Genomic DNA, 21,390 nt, shown 5'->3' on the forward strand with positions numbered 1-21,390 from the left:
CTTACTTTTATGATTCCCAAATCAATATTAAATATAAATCCTACTAAAAATGGAAGGTCAAGCGCATAAGTACAAAAAAACGCAATTCGATCCGCTTTCTACTGAGATTGAAAGTGTCATTCATACGACCAATACACAGTTAGAGATATGGACGGATTGTTTAATTGGAAGCAGTGATGCAAATAAGGCCTATAACCTATCTTATACTATTTCATTCAAAGGAGAATTAATCTTTGCAGCATTGCAGCATGCCGTAAACACTTTAGTTCATCGTCATGAAAGTTTGAGAGCTTCTTTTAGTTCAGATGGGGCTTATATGAATATCTATAAGGACCGTACCATTAAAATATCCCATAATGACGTTTCTCCACTTGCATCAAATCAAAAAGAAAAGGCCTTAGAAATTATAATTAATGAAGAAGTTAATGCCCTTTTTGATCTTGTCAAAGGTCCTTTATTTAAAGTTAAATTAATTAAATTTGATGATTTAGAAAATAAAGTAATACTAACTCACCATCATATTATTGGAGACGGTTTAAGTATTAATATAATGCTTGAAGAACTTAGTATCCTTTATTCAGCATCTATTAAAAATACGGTACCAAAACTAAAAACCCAAGAGCGCTTTAGTGACTATGTTACAAAAGTAAATTCGTTGAAACAAAACGATGAACTGAAAGAAATCGAAGATTTTTGGCTTGCGATTTATAATGAATCTGTTCCAGTTGTTGAATTACCGATAGATTATACTAGACCTCCTTTACGAACTTATAATAGCGAACGTCTTGATTATACTATTGATGCCAAACTCATAAATTCACTTAAACATCTGGGGAGCAATGCAGGTTGCAGTTTAGTAACAACTTTGCTTGCAGCATACGAGGTGTTTTTATACCAACTTACAGGTCAAGATAATTTAGTCGTAGGAGTTCCAATTTCAGGAAATACTCAATACGACATGAAGCATTTGATTGGTAATTGTTCAAACCTTCTACCTATACGAAGTAAAATAGACCCAAATAACAGCTTCTTAGAATACTTAAAACAAAGAAATCCAGAGGTTTTACAAGCAAAAATACATCATCAAATTAGTTTTGGACATCTTCTTACTAAGTTGACACTTGCTAGAGACCCTTCTAGGGTACCCATGGTTCCCCTTACATTAACCGTTGATTTAAATCGGGATATCGAAAGTGATTTTTCATTTATTGGACTCACTTATGATTTTAAAATTAACCCCCGAAAATACTCTTCCTTTGAACTGCATCTTCATGCTTGCATGTCAAAAAATGTTCCCACTTTTCAATGTTCTTATAACTCTTCCCTTTTTAAAGAAGAAACTATCCATAAAATGATGGTTTCATTTGAAGACATTATAAATAAATTAATAGTAGAGCAAAACAGACCATTAATTGATCTTTTAAAACGTGATTATTTAGCAGACTACACAACTCTTAATGATACAGAAACTCCATACCCTAATGTTTCATTATCAGAATTACTAAATGAACGAGGAGAAGTTTCATCAAATAATATCGCTCTTGAATATAAAAACACTAAAATAACATATCGTGATTTACACATTAAAGTAAATCAATTTGCGCATTTTTTAGAAGCAGAAGGTGTTAAATCAGGTGATTACATAGCTGTTTCGTTTCCACGAAGCCCAGAGTTAGTATATGCTATTTTAGCAATTATCCAGTGTGGTGCTGCATACCTTCCCCTCGACCACGAGTACCCAAGTAAACGTGTAGAATACATGATGGAAGACTCCCAAGCTACATTTTTATTAACGAGTAGCGCTTTAGCTTTAACATTACCAAAATGTTCCAATACAATTTTGATAGATGACGCGATTCAGTCATTAGATCAATATCCATCTACAAAACTAGATAGGTATGTCGATCCAGAAAATGTACTGTACCTTTTGTACACATCTGGTTCTACCGGAAAACCAAAAGGAGCTAAAATAACCAATAAAAATATAGTTAATTTACTTTGCTCTTTAGAAAGTGAGCCTGGCATAAAAGAAACAGATAGAGTTCCCTTTATCTCTACCATTTCGTTTGATATTGCTAGTTTTGAATTGTTTTTTCCTTTATACAAGGGAGCCGTATTAGTATTACCTGACCATGAAACATCAAGTGACGGTAGACTATTTTATGAAATGCTAGACAAAGAAAAAATATCCTTAATTGTAGCTACACCTACTACGTACCAAATGCTTTTGGACTCTGGATGGTCAAAAAAACTGCCTATAAAAATATGGTGTTGTGGGGAACCGCTACCTGCTAAATTGGCTAAGGAATTAATACAAAAAAGTGAGGAACTATGGACCTTGTATGGGCCGACTGAAGTAACCATTTTTTCTTCTTGTAAACATATAAAGAGCGAAGAAACAATAATTTCTGTTGGAGCTCCCATTGCTAACATGCAATATTATATCGTTGATGATAAAATGAACCTGCTACCACCTAATGCGATTGGTGAAATTGCCATTGGAGGTGATGGAGTTGGGAAAGGATATTTGGGAAAACCAGAATTAACTGCCGCAAAATATATTCCTAATAAATTTTCTGATAAAAAAGATGCTATCATGTATCTGTCTGGTGATATAGGGAAGTTACTTAAAAGCAATGAAGTAATGTGCTTAGGGCGTATTGATCATCAAGTTAAAGTAAGAGGCCATCGAATTGAAATTGGTGAAATAGAACATGCTTTGACATCAATAGAAGGAGTAAAATCAGCAATTGTATTAGCTAAAAATGATATTCTTGTTGCTTTTATTGTAGTCAATTATGAATTTCTGTCAGAACTTGATGAGATTAGATTATGGCGAAATGAATTGGCATCACAATTACCTACTTTTATGGTTCCGCATGTTTTTCATATCCTTGACACATTGCCACGAACACTGAACGATAAAGTAGATCGTACAGCTTTATTAGAATATAAATCCAATTCAGAAAGCGAAGAAAAATACACTGCTCCACGTACAAAAGAAGAAAATCTAGTCGCAGAAGTTTGGCAAGAAACTTTAAAAAAAGAGCGTATTGACATTTTTAGCAACTTTTTTGAAATTGGCGGACACTCTATCATGGCGGTAAACGTAATGGTAGCGATAGAGAAAAAAACAGGTATAAGAATTCCTCTTTCTGCATTATTTCAACACTCAACTATAGAGAAATTTGCAAAATTATTAAATGTCGAAAACGAAATTCTGGCAGATTATCTGGTACCACTTAAACCGAAAGGTAGTAAAACGCCTCTTTTTATCGTTCATGGGTCTGGACTTAATATTTTAAATTTTGCACATGTAATTCATCACTTTGATGAAGACCAACCAATCTATGGTTTTCAAGGGATAGGACCTAATGGTTATGAAAATTGGTTTGAATCCGTCGAAGCTATGGCGGCTACCTATATTAAATCAATTGTTAAAATAAATCCAAATGGTCCTTACGCAGTAGCTGGATTTTCATTTGGAGGTATCGTTGCTTTTGAAATAGCTCGTCAATTAAAGAAACAAGGTAAAACAGTAAGTTTAATTGCAGCATTAGATACCTATGTAGATTCATCGTATTATTATTCATCCTCTTTACAGAAAAAACTAGTACGATATTATGATCGCACCTACAGACGATTAGATTATTTAATTCAAATGTTCACATGCTGGAAGTCTTTAATATTACGTTTTAACTCGAAAAAAACACATCTACAAAAAAAATATTTAGGTCTAAAAGATAATATAACTGAACAAGAGGCTGTCGCACTTGAACACTTTATAGAAGCGGATCATATGGTTAATAAAATAGTTGATCGCTATCATCTTATTCCCCAGGATCTTGAAGTGGAATTATTTCGAGCAAAAGATGATCAGAACTACAAATTAGACCCAACTCACTTAGGATGGGAAAAAGCAGCTTTAAACGGAGTTAACATTCATAATATCACTGGCAATCATCTTAATATTGTAGCCCCTCCAAATGATAAAGTTTTAGCGAGAATGCTTCAAGAACTATTAGATAACAAACATGCAAAAATCTAATTTGTGCTTTAAAACTATTAATAAGCATTTATTGCAATATTAAAAAGACTTATTAAATTTTATTTAAGCTCATTTGAGCTGTATATAACAAAAACATTATGATATTAAGAAATCATGAATAACTCATTATATGACCTAAAGGATCCATTAGCAAGGCTAATAGGAACTGATTATTTAGCTGATTACAGTATTCTAAATAATACTGATATTCAATATCCAGAGTTAACTTTGATTGAATTGCTACGAAAGCAAGCAGAGCTGACTCCTGGCAATATTGCTTTAGAATTTCATAATTCTAAAATTACTTATCTTGAGTTACATAAGAAGGCAAATCAATTAGCACATTATTTTAAAGATCAAGGTATTCAGTCCGGTGATTTTATTGCAGTATCATTTTCAAGGAGTCCAGAGCTGATTTATACTTTATTAGCTATTATGCAATGTGGCGCTGCCTACATTCCATTAGATCCTAATTATCCTAAAGAACGTTTAGAATTTATGCTTACTGATTCTGGGGCTAAAATTTTATTAACCCATAAATCGCTATATCAATCTTTACCTTCATGGCCAAATACTCTATTTATAGAAGAGGCCATGAACACATTAGACCATTATCCTACAGTGTCAATTGACTTTACTATTTCTACAGATGATTTGGTATACATACTATATACCTCAGGATCAACCGGTAACCCAAAAGGAGTTCCTATTACGAATAAAAATTTAGTGAACTTTCTTTGTAGTATGGCATTGGAACCTAGTATTAACGAAAGTGACAGAGTACTCGCCATCACTACAATCTCCTTTGATATTGCGGGCTGCGAATTGTATTTACCGCTTTCTAAAGGAGCAACATTAATACTATGTGAAAATGAAACTGCTAAAGACGGAAGGCTCTTGTTGGAATTAATAGAGCAAGAAAACATTAGTTTTTTACAAGCTACACCTACAACTTGGTCCATGCTTTTAAATTCTGGCTGGTCTAAATCATTACCAATTAAGGCGCTATGTGGCGGTGAGGCAATGCCCACAGATCTTGCAAAAGAACTTTTAACGAAATGTGATACACTTTGGAATGTCTATGGACCTACAGAAACTACAATATACTCAACTGTTAAACAAATAAAAACTGACGATGAAATAATTACCATTGGTACTCCTATCGCAAACACACAACTTTATTTAATTGATGATCAAAATGAACTTGTCGCACCTGGAGGTATTGGTGAAATTGCCATTGGTGGTGATGGGGTTGCAATAGGGTATTGGAATAGACCTGAGCTTACCGCTGAAAAATTCATTGACAACAAATTTTCTAATAGTAAAAATGATATCTTATATCGTACCGGTGACTTAGGGAAACTCCTTCCCAATAATGAACTACAATGTTTAGGCCGTATAGACCAACAAGTTAAAATAAGAGGCCACCGTATTGAACCTGGTGAGGTTGAGCAATCACTACTTTTACTTGATGGTGTGAAAAATGTTGTTGTCCTAGCTGATGAAAATTTCCTTATAGCTCATATTATACCTGTTTCTAGCGTAGAAAGTGCAAAATTGCAAATACCTTTATGGCAAGAAGAATTGGCAAAAAAATTACCAGTACACTTACTCCCTCATGATTTTAATATTCTGGAGGAAATGCCAACCACTCCTAACGGGAAGATAGATCGCAAAGCATTATCACAATATAAAATAAATACACAAACCCAATTTACTGCACCTCGAACAGAAGATGAAAAGATAGTGGCTGATATTTGGAAAGAAAGTTTAAATTTACAAATTATCGATATTTTTAGTAATTTTTTCGAAATTGGCGGACATTCCATCAAGGCAGTAAAAGTTATGTTTGAAATAGAAAAACATACTGGCAAAAGAATTCCTCTATCTGCATTATTTCAACATTCAACAATTGAAAAATTCGCTAGACTATTACAGGATAGCGAAATTAATTCAGATTGCTTAGTTGCAATAAAACCTAACGGAAATAAAGTACCACTTTTCATTGTTCATGGAGCAGGATTAAATGTTTTAAATTTTTATAATTTAGGTAAACATTTTGATGAAGACCAACCTATTTATGGACTTCAGGGTAATTCTAAGCCATATGATAAATGGTATGAATCAATTGAAGATATGGCATCTCATTACATAGATGCTATTATAAAAATAAATCCAAAAGGTCCTTATGCTTTAGCTGGTTTTTCATTTGGTGGGATTGTTGCTTTTGAAATGACCCGCCAATTAAGGGAGAGAAGTAAAACAGTGAGTACTATTGCATTATTAGACACTTATGTAGATTCATCTTATTACTATGGATCTCATAGGCAAAAAAAATTAGTGAAATATTATGACTTTACTTATAAGAGGTTGGATTATTTAAAGGAAATGCTGACTAGCTGGACGTCTCTTAAATTGCGCATTAGATCGAAAAAAGAGTATATACAAAAAAAATATTTTGGCATGCCTGATATTATGACTGATCAAGAAGCGTTAGCACTTGAGCAATTTATAGCTGCTAATCATATGGTTACGAAAATCGTTGATCGTTACCACCTTAAACCACAAAACATTAAAGTAGATTTATTTCGATCAAAAGATGATACGAAATATAAAAGAGATCCTATGTATTTAGGGTGGAAAAAAGCAGCACTAAAAGGTGTTACAATTCATGATATCTCAGGTAATCATTTAGACATTGTAGCACCACCAAATGACAAAGTTTTAGCTAAAATAATTCAGGATCTTTTAGATAAAAACCATGCAGAAATCTAACGTTTTTATTTCTTTTTCAAATATAATGGCGGCTCCATTAAGTCCTAATAAAAATCATTCATTGAGTTCTAATGATTTGATTATTTATAGCATTTACTTACCCCATTTTATCGAATTAAAATCTGACTTAGTTAAGTTTCTTAATTCCAAAGAAGTAGAAAGAGCCGAACGATTTCACAAAGAAATAGACAGAAACCGATTCATTATTTATAGGTCAATTTTAAAATTTGTTTTATCAGCTCACACTCAATTGGATGTAAAAAGTACGCACTTTGATTACACCGTCAATAAAAAACCCTATTTAGCCACTCACCCTTGGTTACATTTCAATATTTCGCATTCTGAAGATTATGCCGTTATTGCAATTTCACGTAAAAAAGTTGGAATCGATATTGAATATATGTCTAAAGATTTTGACTTTGCAAACGTAGTTCCAGATGTTTTTGAGGATAAGGAAATTTCGATAATTCAAAATGCTATTAATAAAAAATCTGCCTTTTACACATTATGGACAAGAAAAGAAGCTTTTGTGAAGGGGTTGGGAAAAGGTATCGATGAAGATTTTAAATACATTCCATGTTTAGATGGAAACCATATTATAGATTCTAACCTATTAAAAAATACTGAAAACTGGCAGCTTTACAGTTTTGATCTTGCAGAGCATTATTTGGGTACAGTCGCTTATAATAGCTTGTCCACAATTTCTGAAAATTTAGTAGTATATACTATCCCAAATACCATGAAAGATTTACTGGAAATGACTCGAATAAGAAATAATATCGCAGATTAACGATTGAAATTCAATTCATTAAAACTATAACCGATAAATTATTTGATATACTCGAATCTACTTTTTATTTATACAACCAAAGCGTAGTTATCATATAACCACTAATTCAAATCATCGTTTTAGAAAGCATCAAAATTACATTCTTAGTTTAAAAATAAATGATCCTAATCAGTTTAGGTTTTAGAAACAACAGACTACACTATATTGTAGCGAATATTCTAGGACTAAATGAAACCATGACCCAAACCCAGTTGTTTGTACTGCTCGAATTCCCCCCTTTTATTCTTTCTAATGTTGTTGAACCAAATATTTAAGAATATCCTGCCGAAGCTGTAATGCCTTTTTGTAGAGCAGAACTTGTAGTGAAATATAGTTCTGTTCCTAAACAGCTATCCATTTTTTCATTGGAGACATCCAAAACTGTATTTGGAGCTGAGAATAAATAATGAAAGCATAAGTAGCCCTAAAAGTTACAATAATGAGGAAACTTTGATAATTTAAAAGCGTTAACAAATAACTTAAAAAAATAACACCTCCCTATTGAAGTCAAACTGATAAAAAACACAATTTATAATTGGCACTATTTTCCTCAGAATTAAAGAGGAGAATAGTTCAAAATTGCAATGGTACCGAAATAACTTAAATAGCGCTATTTCAAAACAGCAAACTAGAAAAGAGCAAATTGTGTCAAAAAAGAAGTGTGTTTTTAGAACACCTCAAATAGCTTAAACGTACTATTTTTAAGTTCAAAACAGAAAACTAAAAAATAGTTACCTTAAAACCACATCCTTTACCACATCGCGACGCAGTTCTTCATTGATCATTTTTACAATTTTACTTCTTCCGTGGCTTAATTCTTCACGAAGTACTGACGAACTTAACTCAACATACAACGTACTTCCTTTCAATACCACATTTTTAGTATAACTGTTAACCCCGTTTCCCATCAGGTTTTTCCAAGCGTCCTTAACGTCAATCTGGTCCATTCCTGGTTGCAGTTTATTCACTTGGATAATTTGCTTTAAAACATCCCCTACTGTACTTTGATTATTTAGTCTTTTCGCCATCGCCTGTCAAATTTATTGGTCCCGTTTTCTTATAATGATATTCCTTCTTCTCTTCATTTCGAACCACTAACTCGGTATCCGATATAGTGATTAACTCTTCACTCCATTTTGCATATGGAGTGGAATAATCCAAGAACACTTTATCATCCTTAAATCGTACCCCAACATTCTCATACGTGTCATTAACTAAAAAACTACCATCTAATTGTGGCATTACTTTCTTTCGGGTTCCCTTATTGTTCTTGGAAATATCAAAATAATCATAACTTTCATTCATTTTATAATCCTTGTCTTTCCCTTCATCAAAGACCACTTTTTCTATTTCCCAATACCCATTTATCTTGGCAATATCAGCAGGTTCAATCTTTTGCTGACAACCCACAAAAAACAATGACAGCACTAAAATTCTAAAGGTATTTTTCATATCAATTATATGTTTTATTTGAAGCTTTTTCCCGCTTTCCGCTATAATCTTTTCATTTTTAAAAGAAAAATAAAAAGGATTTCCGCTTCAATCAGGGCTAGGTATTTTGAATAAATAAGTTTGTTCTTTTTATGCCACAAAGTTAACCTTATAAAATTCAAAGAAAACAAAAATAGCAAAACACATTAAATTATTTTGTTTATTTTTTATCAAAGAGGTTAGTGAAATAAAGATCCCATAGAACGAACTCATTTTAGATTTTAGGCCTAAGATAAAAATAAACACAAAACCTTACTGCTCACCGCTAGTAAAAAAATGCAATTCCGTTTACTTTTTCGATAACAAAAGCCAAACTTTTGTTTTAGGCAACGTCTTCTAAACAAATATCAAAAAACAAAATAACATTCATCTTGTAAAATCGATAAGCTGAAAAATGACTCTCAATATCTGCCCTAAATCTAGTATGATTATTTAAATAAAAAGTCTCACACTGCACATCATCACACTCTCTAATCATTTCTAATTTATTAACGAATTCGACTAAACTATCACTGTAGGATTCGTTTATATCTTTAACGTTAGTTAAGTCAGTGATCAAATTTCCCTTCTTTTGCTGATTCGAATTCAAAACTCTAAAAATGGAGGAATGTAACATCCTTTAAAAAAAAAGAATCTCTACTCTAACAATAGAAAGGTCTTCTTTCCACCGCTCAATATCTCTGTCCATGAACTTCATTTGAATGTCGTCAATTGTCTCGTGCTTATAAATTAAATCTTTCATATTGTTTCAGTTCCTATAGTTCGACCTTGTTGCTTTACTCCAATAATTTTAATCGTATTCATTCCTGATGGAAACTGCCATACAATTTCATCTCCTGTTGCATAGCCAAAGAGAGCCAATGTCATAGGGGACAAAATAGATATCTTGTTTTGTTGAATATTGCTTTTTTCAGGAGTTACAATTTGATAGCTGCGTTCAACATTAAAAGAAGTTCTAATACATACAATAGAATTGTACCGTATTACATCTTCTGGCACCATTCTATCTTCTACAATTTTAGCCGTTTCCAGCTCTAATTTTAATTTTTTAATTGAGTCTCTGTATATTTTATCTTCATGGCTCCTTGAGTTTTCTATGTTTCCTTTTAGTAAATCATACTCACTCTTATCTATTATTATTTGACCGTATTTCATAATTTAGTTATAACGTATAAATTTTAAACCTTTATAGAAATGGGTAATAACTATAAAGGTTTTTAAAATCTAACAGAATTAATAAAAAGATTAAGGAAAAATACCTCTTTGAATATAAGCGGTTTCTATTCTTGTAATTGCTAAAATATAAGCTGCTGTTCTCCAGTCTATTTTACCTTCCTTAACAAGCCCTTCCACTTTATAAAACACCTCTGAAAGTTTTTTGTCAATCTTTTGCATCACCTCTTCAAGTTGCCAAAGTTCTCCATTCCTGTTTTGCAACCACTCAAAGTAGCTTCCTATTACACCTCCAGAATTACATAAAATATCAGGAATAATAGTAATTCCATTCTGCAGTAATATCTTTTCACCTTCGGTATCGATTGGTCCATTAGCACCCTCAGCGATAACATTCGCTTTAACTAAATAGGCATTATCCTCTGTAATTTGATTTCCTAATGCAGCAGGAATAAGAATGTCACATTGAAGCGCAAAAAATAATTCTGGATCAATTTCTTCTGCACCTGCGAATCCTTGAATAGATCCTTTTCTTGGTTTAGAATGCTCAAATAATTCCTCTACTGCGATTCCATTTTCATTGATGATAGTGGCGTGAGCATCTTGTACAGCGAGTAGAACAGCTCCTTCTTGTGTTAAAAAATGAGAAGTCCAATATCCTACATTACCAAAACCTTGAACAATAAACTTTTTACCTTCTAAACTTTCTCCTCGGCTTTTGTACAACAATTTAATTGTCAAATACACTCCGTAACCAGTAGAGCGGTTTCTTCCTTCTAAACCACCTGAACCAACTGGTTTCCCTGTTACGACATGCTGATTACGAGAGCGCTCTGATGATGACTTAGTAGACATGAAAGTATCAGCCATCCAAGCCATAGTTTGCTCGTTAGTATTGACATCTGGTGCCGGAATATCATGTTCAGGCCCTATGTTTTCTCCTAAAGCATACGTAAAACGGCGTGTAATTCGTTCTAATTCACCTATCGAATAATCACGAGGATCTATTTGGATTCCTCCTTTTGCACCACCATAAGGCAAGCCCGCTAGTGAAGTTTTCCAAGTCATCCACATCGCAAGTGCTTTGGCATCATCAACATTTACAGTTGGATGATAACGCAGTCCTCCCTTATATGGTCCCAATGCATTATTATGCTGGACACGATATCCTGTAAAAATCTGAACTGCACCATTATCCATTTTTACAGGAAAGTGAAGTATAATTTCATTATTTGTTATTGATAAAATTTTTCTAATGTTTGAATTTAAGTTAATAGAATCAGCTGTTTTATTAAACTGTTCCATTACGTTGTCAAGCATGCTTCTTTTTGTTGCTTCTTTTATAGCTATCATATTAATTTATTGATAATGTTCACAAAATATTTTGTTATTACGCTGCCAAGTACAATGCATATTCCTATCACAATTGATACACAATCCCACATTCACTTCTCCTTTAAAAACCGATTCTTCGTTTGCACCGACAGAAAAATCCAAGTCAATTATCACTTTATCTCTTTTGACTTTTCTTTTAATGGCTGCAGGAATAGAACTAATTCCTTGTTTCTCTAGAATGTTCATTTCATCTAATTTTAATGTTTGTTTAGTAAAAAACAGCAATTGTTTCCATGACAATAGACAAACTACATGCCAATGGGACATACGAGAACAGCACAAACAACAAAACCCTTGTAAACAAAGGGTTTATATAAAATGTAAAATATATTATGGTAAAAATCAGTGGGGAGAAATTCCCCGAAAGAGGAGAAATTCCTCGAGTAAATAGGAGATATTACTCAATTTTTTGACGTAGTGTTTTTCTATCAATTTGAAGAATTTCCGCAGCTCGGGTTTTATTGTTATCAACCGCCGCAAGTACTTTTAGAATATGAGCTTTCTCAATATCTTTTAATGTTCTAAGTTCTTCTTTTTCAAAAGGCATAGGATATTTTAAGTATTCAGGAATATCTGCTACTTCAATTTGATCACCACTCATGATAATCATTCTTTGAATAACGTTTTCTAATTCCCTAACGTTTCCTGGCCAAGAATGACGCATTAAAACCAAAATAGCCTTCTCTGCAATAGTAATTTTAGGTTTATTATACTCGGCACCGTATTTATTAAGAAAAGTTGTTATCAATAGCCTTATGTCGTTTTTACGATTACGGAGCGGAGGCGTTTCAATATTCACTACATTTAATCTATAATAAAGATCTTCACGAAAGCTGCCTTTACTAGACATTTCATATAAATCATTGTTAGTAGCAGCTATAATTCTCAGCTCTATTTTTTGGGTTTTCTGAGAACCAATCATACTTACCTCCTTTTCTTGTAATACTCGTAACAATCTGGTTTGAACTGCTAACGGAGCTGTTCCTATTTCATCCAAAAATATAGTACCACCAGCTGCGGCTTGAAAAAAACCATCTCTGGTATCATTAGCACCAGTAAAAGCCCCTTTTACATATCCAAAAAGTTCCGATTCCATTAAATTCTCTGGTATAGCACCACAGTTTACGGCAATAAAAGGCTTAGAAGAAAAAGCGCCTTCATAATGAATCGCTCTGGCTACTAATTCCTTTCCTGTACCACTCTCCCCTTGAATCAATACGGTAGCTCTGTTATCTTTAACCCGTTGGATTAAATCTACTAATTGCACAATCTGTTGAGACTGCCCCACGATTCCTGCGTATTCATTTATTTTATTGGTAGAACTGATACTAATTTCCTCTGTACTCTTTTTAGTATCCCATTTTGAGTCAATTAAAGCTTGTACAGCCTTTTTTAACTCATCATTAGTAAAAGGTTTTGCTAAATAATCTAAAGCTCCTGATTTTACGGCTTCAACAGCACTATCTACTGAAGGAAATCCGGTAATAACGAGTTTTGGAATAGTAGGGAAATGTTCCTGAACATATTTTATCAGTTCAATTCCATTAATACCAGGCATTTGCAAATCAGTAATTAACAAATCTATAGTACTGAATTTTAATATCTCTATTGCCTCCACAACAGAAGAGGCTTTATAAGTATGAAAATTTTGAGCTTTCAAATTGCGATGAAGCAATTCCAGCATATCATAATTATCGTCAACAATTAGAATATTTTCTTTCTTTAATTTCATTACATCATCTTTAAGGGTAATCTTACCTGGAAAATAGTTCCTTGTGGTATATTATCAATAGAGAGAATATCCCCTTTATGACTTTTAACAATTCCATGTACTACACTAAGTCCCAAACCAGACCCTTCACCAATAGGTTTTGTAGTAAAAAAAGGTTCAAATATTTTAGACTTCAATGCTTTGTCTATACCAGGTCCAAGATCGGCAATTTCAATAACAAAATTCGCCTCTTCTGAATATACCTTTACTTTAATGACCGTATCTTTAGGAGCCGCATAAATAGCATTTATCAGAATGTTAAATAAAACTTGGGTAAGTTGAATGGGATCGAGCTGTGCTTCTAATTGCGCATCTTTAAAGTCAAACTCATATCTAATTTCGGCTTTTTTAAAATTTGGTCCCAATAGACTTAATGCTTCCGAAATGATAGGTATAACTTTAACAAACTTCATGTTTTGTGGCATTTCGCATGAAAAAAACATAAGCTTCTTAACCACTTCTCTAGAATAAATGGCAGCCTTAATAATCTTATCACTGTCTAGTTGCGATTGTTTATCTTTAGTTCGTTCTCGGATGAACTCAGCAAAACCAAGAATATTTCCTAGTGGCGTATTTAATTCGTGAGCGCTACCTGCAGTAATTTCTCCTAAAATAGAGAGACGATCTGCCCGTTCTACACTTCGTTTCAACAGTTCTTCTTTCCCTATATTTAATTGTCGCTCATAAAATACACTAATATCTGAAGAGACTTTATTAAGCAGCTTTTCTTCATCGTCTAAAAAGTTTTCTTTGGAAAACTGATTTGATGGATAATGCACTTTTACATATCCTTTACCTTCATTAAAAATGATTAAAGATGACTTTTGAAAAACAGTATTTTCGGGAATTACACTTGTGCAATAATAGTAATCCTCCAGCTGCAGTTCTACTATTGACTGCTCTGAAAATCGCCAAGCATTTTTTAAAATAGAACAAATCTTATCTAAAGTCTTCGAGATCGATTCTTCATGCTGAACAATCACTGACGAAACATCATATAAACAAGACAATTCTTTAATTCGCTCCTGAAGTATTTCTTCTGTAGATATAGTGGAATCCATAGTTCTCAAAGTGATAGATTATATAGAAAATCAGCTTAAACAAAAGCTGTGCTTACAACACTACTTTTAAGTCACTTTTTCCTGGCTTTAAAGAAACCAAAAATAAAAAATAATGCCCCTGCAATTAACAATACGTAATAAAGAACATCATTTTTGTCTCGAATTACATTTGACAAAACAAAGCAAATAACGCTGATTAAGTACAAAACGATCGGATGTATATTCTTAATGGAAGATAAATTCATAAAGATATTTTATTTAAAGAAAGAATCTACAAATTCATGTTTATTGAATACTTGCAAGTCTTCTATTCCTTCACCAACACCAATATATTTTACGGGAATTTTAAATTGATCTGAAATACCAATAACGACACCACCTTTTGCAGTACCATCTAATTTGGTTACAGCAAGAGATGTTACCTCAGTAGCCGCTGTAAACTGTTTCGCTTGCTCAAAAGCATTTTGACCAGTTGACCCATCCAAAACTAACAAAACGTCATGAGGAGCATCAGAAATAACTTTTTGCATCACACGTTTGACTTTTGTCAACTCATTCATCAGATTAATTTTATTGTGCAAGCGTCCTGCTGTATCGATAATTACGACATCAGCATCCTGAGCCACCGCAGATTGCAAGGTGTCAAATGCTACAGAAGCGGGATCAGACCCCATATTTTGTCTAACAATAGGAACTCCTACTCTGTCAGCCCAAATTTGTAATTGATCTATTGCAGCGGCACGAAACGTATCTCCTGCACCTAAAACTACTTTATAGCCTGCTTTTTTAAATTGGTACGCAAGTTTTCCTATGGTGGTTGTTTTACCAACACCATTTACACCCACTACCATTAAAACGTAAGGTTTTTTATCTTTTGGAATTACAAATTCTGTTGCTTCCCCAGTATTGGTTTCGGAAAGCAAACCTGAAATTTCTTCTTGAAGAATTTTATTGAGTTCATCAATACCAAGATATTTATCAGCCGCAACACGACTTTCAATACGAGTAATGATTTTAAGAGTGGTATCAACCCCTACATCGGAGGAAACAAGAATTTCCTCTAAATTATCCAACACAGCATCGTCAACTTTAGACTTTCCTGCAACAGCTTTACTTAACTTAGAAAAGAAAGTTGTTTTTGATTTTTCAAGACCTTTATCTAAAGTCTCTTTTTTTTCCGATGAAAATATTCTTTTGAAAAAACTCATTGTATTAACAGTGTTAGGAATGAAGCATTAGACACAATGAACTAACACTCTCTTCAGAACGGTAAAGATATAAAATAAAAAAGCTACTTCCGAATGAAAGTAGCTTTTCTATATAATGCTTTTATTAATTAATTCTTTTTCAAGAATTCATCAACTAGTTCAGGTGCCATTATAGATTCTACGAATGTATAAGCGCCAGTTTTTGGAGATTTCACCATTTTGATGGCTTTTGATAATCTCTTAGAAGATGTTTGTAACGATGCTACGGTTTTCTTTGCCATGATTCAAATGTTATTTAAATTTAAATATAATCTTCAAATGTTACCATTTCAGATTTTTATTAAAATCTCTAATTATTATTTAATTTCTTTGTGAACAGTTACACGTTTCAAAACTGGATTAAATTTCTTAATCTCTAATCTATCAGGTGTATTTTTTTTGTTCTTCGTTGTTATGTATCTTGAAGTTCCTGCCACACCACTTGTTTTGTGCTCAGTACATTCTAAAATTACCTGGATTCTATTACCTTTCTTTGCCATCTTGCTATTTTTTTTTTAGAATTTAAAGATTATTTAATAAATCCTTGTGCTTGAGCTTTTTTCAAAACTGCAGCAATTCCATTTTTATTAATTGTTTTTACCGTAGATGCTGCTACTCTAAGAGTAATCCATCTATCTTCTTCTGGAAGATAAAAACGCTTTTTCACTAAGTTAACAGAAAATTTTCTCTTAGTTTTATTCATAGCGTGAGAAACGTTATTTCCTACCATCGCTCTTTTACCTGTAAGGTCACAAACTCTTGACATTATGCTTATCTTTTATCGTTATTCAAAATCAGGGTGCAAAGAAAAGAAAAATAAACCTATAAACCAACAAATTTACAGCACATTTTTAAAAATTTCTTCCTTTAACATTTCTAAACTTTTAATCACCGCCCTATCTATCACTTTTTCACGGGGTTGGCCAAAATTATATTCTTTTACAATAACTGCATTCGGGGTGGCGATTGCTATAAAAATAGTTCCAATTTCGGCATTTTCATCCCCTTTTGATGGTCCTGCATTTCCGGTTGTCGCAATTGCATAATCCGTATTCATAATTTCTTTTACGCGCAAAGCCATCGCCGAAGCCACTTCTTTGCTTACTACAGAAAACTCTTTTATAACGCTCTCAGGAATCCCTAAAACGTCTATTTTAGCCTCCGTAGCATAAGAAACGACGCTACCCTTGAAATATGCAGAAGCGCCCGCTATCGAAGTTAACACCGCAGCAATTTTACCTCCAGTACAACTTTCAGCGGTAGCCACTGTTTTTTGTTGTTGCTTCAGCATTTTTCCTACTAAGAACTCGATCGTTTCCTCTTCTTCAAACCCAATAATTATATCGTTTATAATCGCATTTAAAGAGCTAATGTACTGTTCCAATGCGCTTTCTAAAAATTCTTTATTTGTACCTCTCGCTGAAAGACGCAAACGAACGCTTCCTGGACTTGGCAAATAAGCCAACTTCAAAAACGCTGGAAGATTGTTTTCCCAATCTTCAATCCGTTCTGAAACCATACTTTCCCCTTGCCCGTAAGTAAGAATTGTTTTATGTATGATATAGGGACGACTGTACTCTCGTACTACTTTTGGTATAATTTCGCTTTCAACCAAATACTTCATTTCGTAAGGCACTCCCGGTAGCGAAATAAAAACAGTACCCTCTTTTTTCATCCACATTCCCGGAGCCGTTCCTACTGCATTGTGGAGTACCGTACATTTTGAAGGAACAAGCGCTTGGTCCTTATTGATTTGTGTAATCGTTCGTTTATAAAAGCCTTCTATCAGCTCGGTAACATGCACCAAAACAGTTTGATTCACGACCAATTCATCTTCGAAATAATCACAAAAGGTCTTTTTAGTAACATCATCTTTTGTAGGTCCAAGACCACCAGTGATAATAACTAAATCTACCGTATTTTGAAGTTTCTCAAACGTATCCAAAATATGCTGTTTATCGTCACTAATCGATATCATTTCGTTGATTTCGACGCCAATTTTATCTAACGATTTGGCTATAAAAGCCGAATTTGTGTCAACAATTTGACCAATTAAAATTTCATCCCCAATAGTAACTATGGTTGCTTTCATTTTTATGATATGGATTTAGGGTTTGCTTTATACCTAAAATTCAACATCCAAATAATTTGAATGTTGAATTTTAGTGTTTAAAAAATAAGGATTGATAGCACTTTACAAATCAAAATCCTTTTTTATCTCTTTGATCGCATCTTTAACCTGAGACTTTATACTCTTGAAAGTATGATCTATATCTTTTCTTTTTCCTTCAATTTTTGTCCATGCTTCCACCTGAAGAATTTCTTCAAACGCAACATTCAACCCAAGCAAGTCCAAGGTTGGTTTTATTTTATGTGCATAAGCATAAGCATGCTTGTGATCTTTCTTTTTAATTCCTTCTTTGATTTGCAATAAATCTTCTGGAACTTCTGTAACGAATAACGTTAGAATTTCATTTACAAATTCTGGGTCATTATCCGAAAGCGCGTACACTTTTGCAAGGTTGTAGTTTAAAGCCATTATTTTACTTGTATTCTAAATAGTTTTTGTCCCTCTAAAAATCCCTCTAACACGTCGTCTGATTTCACTGCAGCAACCCCTTCTGGAGTTCCCGTAAAAATAATGTCTCCTATTTTCAATGTGAAAAATTGAGAAACATATGAAATAAGCTCATCAATTTTCCAAAGCATGTAGCTAGAATCACTTATTTGAACCGTTTTACCGTTATTGGTTAACTCAAAAGTAAGATTTTCTAACGAACTAAATTGTTCTTTTGGTAAAAAATCTCCAATTACAGCAGAACCGTCAAATGCCTTGGCTTTTTCCCAAGGCAATCCTTTAGCTTTTAACTTCGCTTGTAAGTCTCTGGCGGTAAAATCAATCCCTACACTAATCTCCTCATAATACTTATGAGCAAACTTTGGCTCTATGTATTTCCCAACCTTATTTATTTTGACAATAATTTCAATTTCATGATGAATATCTTCCGAAAATTCAGGGATTACAAAAGGATGTTGTTTTAATAAAATCGCCGAATCGGGTTTCATAAAAATAACTGGCTCCGTAGGCCGCTCGTTCTGCAATTCTTCTATGTGGTTAGCATAATTTCTACCAATACAGATTATTTTCATTTTTTATTTTTTAGTCCTTAGTTATTACGTCGCGCTTTGTGTTTGGTTCAAAAACAATGAATTTGGAATTATATAAATGTTAACTAATTATTTTTTTCTTTCCACTAAGGACTAACGCCTATCTTATTTCGTATTTAATTTTCTAAGTTTGATCGCTGTCAACACCTTTTTAGTATACAAAGGGAAATCTGCATTTTGAATCCAACTAAAATAGCCCGGTTCTGTTTCTAAAATCTTATCAACCTTCACTCCTTTGTGCTTACCAAAAGCAAATATTTCATTATCCTCTTTATCAAATGCAATCATTCCTGCAAAATCAGCAATTTTCTTTCTTGTCGAAAATTCCGATAATGCTTTCATGTCATTTTGCAAATCTGGATAACGTTCTAACTGCGCTTTTAATATCTCGTAAGTCGCCATAGTGTCTGCTTCCGCTGAATGCGCATTTTCTAAACTTTGCCCACAATAGAATTTTAAAGCAGCACTTAACGTACGCTCTTCTTTTTTATGAAAAATCGTTTGAACATCTACCGAAACACTATTTTTCATGTCAAAATCAACTCCTGCACGAAGTAATTCTTCTGCCAGCAAAGGAATATCAAAACGGTCAGAATTAAATCCGGCCAAATCACAATCTTTTATCATGCCATGAACTTGCGAAGCTAATTCTTTAAAAGTAGGCTCATTCGCTACCTTTTCATCCGTTATTCCATGTACCGCAGTGGTTTGCGCCGGAATAGGAATCGTAGGATTCACTAACCATGTTTTACTTTCTTTGTTTCCGTTAGGAAAAACTTTAAATATTGATATCTCTACAATTCTGTCTTTTCCAACATCAATTCCAGTGGTTTCAAGGTCAAAAAAGCAGATTGGTTTATTAAGTTTGAGTTCCATTTTTTGTTTTTATTATCATACAAATGTAAATTTTAAAGCTGAGTTTTACCAATTATCAGGCATTAATTTCCTCTAAAATTACAAAGCTTTTTGATGTCGCAATCTATCTGTAAAAAACAAAACCCAATAAATTTAAAAAATCTATTGGGCTCTATTATGTATTTATTTCAATATTAAATATCTCTATTCACATCAAATGCTTCTAGGTATTCAGCAACTCTTTTTACAAAACCACCTCCTAGCGCTCCATCTACAACACGATGGTCGTAACTGTGCGAAAGAAACATTTTTTGACGAATTCCAATAAAATCACCTTCTGGTGTTTCTATAACAGCAGGTACTTTTCTAATGGCTCCAAGAGCTAAAATCCCAACTTGCGGTTGATTCAAGATAGGTGTTCCAAAAACACTTCCGAACGTCCCAACGTTTGTAACAGTATAAGTCCCTCCTTGCGTATCATCTGGTCTCAATTTCCCTGCTTTAGCACGTCCTCCTAAATCATTCACTGCTTTTGCCATACCCACTAAGTTCAATTGATCTGCATTTTTAATAACAGGAACAATTAAATTACCGTTAGGCAATGACGCAGCCATACCTAAATTGATGTTTTTCTTTTTGATGATATAGTCACCGTCTACCGAAATATTCAAACCTGGAAAATCTTTCAATGCTTTAGCCACCGCTTCCATGAATATTGGAGTATAGGTTAATTTCTCCCCTTCTCTTTTTTCAAAAATATTTTTATTTTTTTCTCTCCACTTAACAATATTAGTCACATCTACCTCGATAAAAGACTGAACGTGTGCCGAAGTTTGCACTGAAGCGACCATATAACCCGCAATAAGCTTACGCATTCTGTCCATTTCAACAATCTCATCACCACCGTTTACAGAAATAGGTGCTGCTTTTTGTGCTACAGGAGCCGCTACTTGCGCAGCTTTTGGAGCTTCTACCGTTTTTATCGGAGCAACAACAGCTTGACTTCCTTTATTTTTAACGTACTCTAAAATATCATTTTTAGTAACTCTACCGTCTTTTCCCGTACCATTAATCTGTTCCAATTCAGCTACAGAAACACCTTCTGCTAAAGCAATATTTTTTACTAAGGGAGAAAAGAATTTATCCGAATCAGAAAAATCAGTCGCTGTTGCAACGCTATCTTTAGCTGCATCAACCGTTTTAGTTACTTCAGCAACAGCTTCTGGACTTGCAGCCTCTTTAACTACAGCAACCATCTCACCACCTTCGGTTTCAATAATAGCAATGGTTTGACCCACTTGAACTAAATCATCTTTACCAAATAATTGCTCTACCAAAATACCTGAAACTTCACTAGGTACTTCACTATCAACCTTGTCAGTTGCAATTTCAAGTACCGCTTCATCCGCTTCAATTTTATCGCCAACTTCTTTCAACCAATTTGTAATAGTTGCTTCTGCGACACTTTCTCCCATTTTAGGAAGTTTTAATTCAAATTTTGCCATATTGTTAACCTAAGAAGGCGTTTTTGTTTTCAGTTTGCGAAATTACTAAATATTTTAAACATAAATTACATT

21 protein-coding genes are annotated in these 21,390 nt (G+C 33.5%); 4 read left to right on the forward strand and 17 right to left on the reverse strand.

The genetic code is table 11. The features are described from left to right. The first annotated feature begins 49 nt into the window (after positions 1 to 49). The 4 genes from QO200_RS08165 (at position 50) to QO200_RS08180 (ending at position 7,927) form a co-directional block, all read left to right on the forward strand. Positions 50 to 4,048 (forward strand): amino acid adenylation domain-containing protein, encoded by a 3,999-nt coding sequence (locus tag QO200_RS08165; protein WP_371538571.1) that lies wholly within the window; start codon positions 50 to 52, stop codon positions 4,046 to 4,048. Between the two features lie 114 nt (positions 4,049 to 4,162). After that, entirely contained in the window at positions 4,163 to 6,823 is a 2,661-nt protein-coding gene (locus QO200_RS08170; RefSeq protein ID WP_371538573.1) for an amino acid adenylation domain-containing protein, read from the forward strand. Beyond that, on the forward strand, positions 6,810 to 7,613 hold the full coding sequence (locus tag QO200_RS08175; RefSeq protein ID WP_371538575.1) for a 4'-phosphopantetheinyl transferase superfamily protein: 804 nt from the start codon (positions 6,810 to 6,812) through the stop codon (positions 7,611 to 7,613). The genes QO200_RS08170 and QO200_RS08175 overlap by 14 nt, the downstream gene beginning before the upstream one ends. 158 nt (positions 7,614 to 7,771) lie before the next feature. Then, positions 7,772 to 7,927 (forward strand): hypothetical protein, encoded by a 156-nt coding sequence (locus QO200_RS08180; protein ID WP_371538577.1) that lies wholly within the window; start codon positions 7,772 to 7,774, stop codon positions 7,925 to 7,927. Positions 7,928 to 8,383: 456 nt separating this feature from the next. On the opposite strand, the gene QO200_RS08185 is transcribed toward QO200_RS08180, so the two are convergent. The 17 genes from QO200_RS08185 to QO200_RS08265 form a co-directional block, all read right to left on the reverse strand. After that, positions 8,384 to 8,680, reverse strand: coding sequence for a DUF721 domain-containing protein (locus tag QO200_RS08185; RefSeq protein WP_371538579.1), 297 nt, complete (start codon positions 8,678 to 8,680; stop codon positions 8,384 to 8,386). Beyond that, positions 8,661 to 9,104 carry a lipocalin family protein gene (locus QO200_RS08190; protein WP_371538581.1) on the reverse strand — a complete coding sequence of 148 codons (444 nt, stop codon included), beginning with the start codon at positions 9,102 to 9,104 and terminating at the stop codon, positions 8,661 to 8,663. Before QO200_RS08190 ends, QO200_RS08185 begins: the two co-directional genes overlap by 20 nt. A gap of 658 nt (positions 9,105 to 9,762) precedes the next feature. Further along, positions 9,763 to 9,885 (reverse strand): hypothetical protein, encoded by a 123-nt coding sequence (locus QO200_RS08195; protein WP_371538582.1) that lies wholly within the window; start codon positions 9,883 to 9,885, stop codon positions 9,763 to 9,765. After that, positions 9,882 to 10,298 carry a GreA/GreB family elongation factor gene (locus QO200_RS08200; protein WP_371538584.1) on the reverse strand — a complete coding sequence of 139 codons (417 nt, stop codon included), beginning with the start codon at positions 10,296 to 10,298 and terminating at the stop codon, positions 9,882 to 9,884. Before QO200_RS08200 ends, QO200_RS08195 begins: the two co-directional genes overlap by 4 nt. A 90-nt stretch (positions 10,299 to 10,388) precedes the next feature. Continuing rightward, positions 10,389 to 11,669, reverse strand: a complete 1,281-nt coding sequence (locus tag QO200_RS08205) for a Glu/Leu/Phe/Val dehydrogenase (protein WP_371538586.1) — start codon at positions 11,667 to 11,669, stop codon at positions 10,389 to 10,391. A gap of 6 nt (positions 11,670 to 11,675) precedes the next feature. Continuing rightward, positions 11,676 to 11,897 (reverse strand): hypothetical protein, encoded by a 222-nt coding sequence (locus QO200_RS08210; RefSeq protein ID WP_371538588.1) that lies wholly within the window; start codon positions 11,895 to 11,897, stop codon positions 11,676 to 11,678. 211 nt (positions 11,898 to 12,108) lie between these two features. After that, complete coding sequence (locus tag QO200_RS08215; RefSeq protein ID WP_371538590.1) at positions 12,109 to 13,443, reverse strand: sigma-54-dependent transcriptional regulator; 1,335 nt, start codon at positions 13,441 to 13,443, stop codon at positions 12,109 to 12,111. Continuing rightward, a complete protein-coding gene (locus QO200_RS08220; RefSeq protein ID WP_371538591.1) occupies positions 13,443 to 14,543 on the reverse strand; it encodes a sensor histidine kinase in 1,101 nt (366 codons plus the stop codon). The genes QO200_RS08215 and QO200_RS08220 overlap by 1 nt, the downstream gene beginning before the upstream one ends. A 254-nt stretch (positions 14,544 to 14,797) precedes the next feature. Continuing rightward, complete coding sequence (ftsY, locus tag QO200_RS08225) at positions 14,798 to 15,751, reverse strand: signal recognition particle-docking protein FtsY (RefSeq protein WP_371538592.1); 954 nt, start codon at positions 15,749 to 15,751, stop codon at positions 14,798 to 14,800. A gap of 128 nt (positions 15,752 to 15,879) precedes the next feature. Beyond that, positions 15,880 to 16,032: a DUF4295 domain-containing protein gene (locus tag QO200_RS08230; RefSeq protein ID WP_371538595.1), complete on the reverse strand. Its 153-nt coding sequence runs from the start codon at positions 16,030 to 16,032 to the stop codon at positions 15,880 to 15,882. A 75-nt stretch (positions 16,033 to 16,107) separates the two neighbouring features. Continuing rightward, positions 16,108 to 16,290: a 50S ribosomal protein L33 gene (rpmG, locus tag QO200_RS08235; protein ID WP_016988713.1), complete on the reverse strand. Its 183-nt coding sequence runs from the start codon at positions 16,288 to 16,290 to the stop codon at positions 16,108 to 16,110. Positions 16,291 to 16,319: 29 nt separating this feature from the next. Further along, positions 16,320 to 16,556, reverse strand: coding sequence for a 50S ribosomal protein L28 (gene rpmB, locus QO200_RS08240; protein ID WP_007138096.1), 237 nt, complete (start codon positions 16,554 to 16,556; stop codon positions 16,320 to 16,322). A gap of 72 nt (positions 16,557 to 16,628) precedes the next feature. Beyond that, positions 16,629 to 17,882 carry a CinA family nicotinamide mononucleotide deamidase-related protein gene (locus QO200_RS08245; RefSeq protein ID WP_371538597.1) on the reverse strand — a complete coding sequence of 418 codons (1,254 nt, stop codon included), beginning with the start codon at positions 17,880 to 17,882 and terminating at the stop codon, positions 16,629 to 16,631. Between the two features lie 102 nt (positions 17,883 to 17,984). Then, complete coding sequence (locus QO200_RS08250; RefSeq protein WP_371538598.1) at positions 17,985 to 18,329, reverse strand: Hpt domain-containing protein; 345 nt, start codon at positions 18,327 to 18,329, stop codon at positions 17,985 to 17,987. Then, a complete protein-coding gene (locus QO200_RS08255) occupies positions 18,329 to 18,940 on the reverse strand; it encodes a fumarylacetoacetate hydrolase family protein (protein ID WP_371538600.1) in 612 nt (203 codons plus the stop codon). Before QO200_RS08255 ends, QO200_RS08250 begins: the two co-directional genes overlap by 1 nt. A 123-nt stretch (positions 18,941 to 19,063) precedes the next feature. Beyond that, entirely contained in the window at positions 19,064 to 19,834 is a 771-nt protein-coding gene (locus QO200_RS08260) for an exonuclease domain-containing protein (RefSeq protein WP_371538602.1), read from the reverse strand. 173 nt (positions 19,835 to 20,007) lie between these two features. Beyond that, positions 20,008 to 21,318, reverse strand: coding sequence for a dihydrolipoamide acetyltransferase family protein (locus QO200_RS08265; protein ID WP_371538603.1), 1,311 nt, complete (start codon positions 21,316 to 21,318; stop codon positions 20,008 to 20,010). Positions 21,319 to 21,390 lie beyond the last annotated feature (72 nt).

It is taken from the genome of Flavobacterium sp. Arc3, assembly GCF_041431375.1.
Classification (GTDB): domain Bacteria; phylum Bacteroidota; class Bacteroidia; order Flavobacteriales; family Flavobacteriaceae; genus Flavobacterium.